The 1,616-nt window shown below is 35.5% G+C and carries 3 protein-coding genes; 2 read left to right on the forward strand and 1 reads right to left on the reverse strand.

Annotation, left to right across the window (positions count from 1 at the left end; genetic code table 11):
• Nucleotides 1-86: 86 nt before the first annotated feature.
• Nucleotides 87-368, reverse strand: a complete 282-nt coding sequence (locus tag ABID23_RS07925) for a hypothetical protein (protein ID WP_354190950.1) — start codon at nt 366-368, stop codon at nt 87-89.
• Nucleotides 369-480: 112 nt separating this feature from the next.
• Between ABID23_RS07925 and ABID23_RS07930 the strand changes: the two genes are divergently transcribed.
• Nucleotides 481-810 carry a helix-turn-helix domain-containing protein gene (locus ABID23_RS07930; protein WP_156851527.1) on the forward strand — a complete coding sequence of 110 codons (330 nt, stop codon included), beginning with the start codon at nt 481-483 and terminating at the stop codon, nt 808-810.
• A 224-nt stretch (nt 811-1,034) separates the two neighbouring features.
• Entirely contained in the window at nt 1,035-1,454 is a 420-nt protein-coding gene (locus ABID23_RS07935; protein ID WP_354190953.1) for a hypothetical protein, read from the forward strand.
• Nucleotides 1,455-1,616 lie beyond the last annotated feature (162 nt).

The raw sequence follows: 1,616 nt of genomic DNA on the forward strand, positions 1-1,616 counted from the left end.
CTATGATGTAAAAACTCGGCGGGTTGTCCAAGCATACCCCCCTGTTCTATGAATTCATATTTCTTTTCTATAGCCATCATCATCTCCTAAGGCTGTAAACTGTCACCCGCGCTATCAACGCTGGAACTTTTGCAAATTTTCGTAATTGGGGGGTGTTGCTCTTGCATTAATCTCTGCAAGCGCTCGGGATAAAAAAAATCTTCTGGACGCAAATCTATCCCATGATCTCGTGCGTAGGTTAAAATTTTTTGCTGGTGCTTTGCTGGTATAAAACTATGCCATCTAGAAACAGACGACACATCTCTTTGCACTATGGTTGCTACAGTTTTGAAACCACCTAAATATTTTATGATTAATCTCGAAGGCATATGTAATCTCCATAACAGCGCAATAAATAATTGCACTTTTTACATATGTCAATAAAAAATGCACCTTTCACATTTTTGCATTTTACGTATTTTTAAGGATAATGTTTAGATTATGAGTAGCAATATTGAAAAAAGCATCCAACAATGGCTAGAAAAAAAATTAAACGAGCGCGGACACGGTGCTCAAATAGAATTAGCAGCCTACTTGGGAATCCATCAATCCACTATAAGCAGAATGATTAATCCTTACAAAAATGGAAAATCAAGAAGCATTAGTATTGGAGAATTAGTTAAAATAGCCGAGTTTTTTAACGAACCCCCCCCAAATTTCTTCAATGATGTTGATCAAGAGTTTATGAATTTTTATCGTGATCTTTCTGAAGAAAACAAAAAGTCTGTGATTTTATATATTGAGTTTTTAAGGCAATCAAAAGATAAGTAATAGTTTCCTTTTCTTTCTGAGAAAACCCTTTTAAAAGATTAGAATCTTGTTCCGCTATTTGCATTTTGTATCTCCATAAATTGTGGATAGTGCATTTTTAAAAAAAACATACCTAACATAAATATGCACTTTTTACATTTTTATGTTGACACTTGCACTTTTTACATATAATCACTCCATATCTTAGAAAATAACTTTTGCCAATAGGCTGTATGGAGGCATTTGTGAAAAAACCAGTGTTTATCAATTCTGATGAAATTCTCTTAGTGATGTGCGAAAATGAAGCAGATAACCTCGCTAAATCCGGACCTTTCTTAGAAGAAAAGGACATGATCAAATTTATTGATCAAATCGATAATGCTGTTCAAATCTTACGTATTGAACCTGAAACTAACCGTTGTGAAGATATCTCTGAAGAGGTAGCAGAATGCTATCTTAAACAAAATGAAGAGATGTGTTTTGAAGGGAAAATATATCACGACTTCGTAAAGCACAGTGACGCATACGGTTTTTTTTTAGATCAAATCGCAAAGCAGCAATATGAAGATAAACTCTTTGGCACCTATGAAGAGCAGCACCGTTTGACCCTTCATGATGTCATTCCAAACTACCCACACTATACACACTACAGAGGGCGTTTATAAGAGCGCCCCCCCTCTTCTCCCATCAAGAATTGATTAGAGTAAACCTATGAGCACACATGGCAATAATGAAGGCAAGCGACAAAAGGTTTGTCCAAAATCTGAAATCGACCCAAATGACACGAGTAGCCATCAATTAAAAATTTACGCTGCAAAAGAAATTCT

This window comes from Bartonella silvatica (genome assembly GCF_040545155.1).
GTDB lineage: Bacteria > Pseudomonadota > Alphaproteobacteria > Rhizobiales > Rhizobiaceae > Bartonella > Bartonella silvatica.

Bases quoted from the DNA above. Each gene is read 5' to 3' on its own strand.
- ABID23_RS07925 (WP_354190950.1), bottom strand. From the start codon at position 368: ATGCCTTCGAGATTAATCATAAAATATTTAGGTGGTTTCAAAACTGTA.
- ABID23_RS07930 (WP_156851527.1), top strand. From the start codon at position 481: ATGAGTAGCAATATTGAAAAAAGCATCCAACAATGGCTAGAAAAAAAA.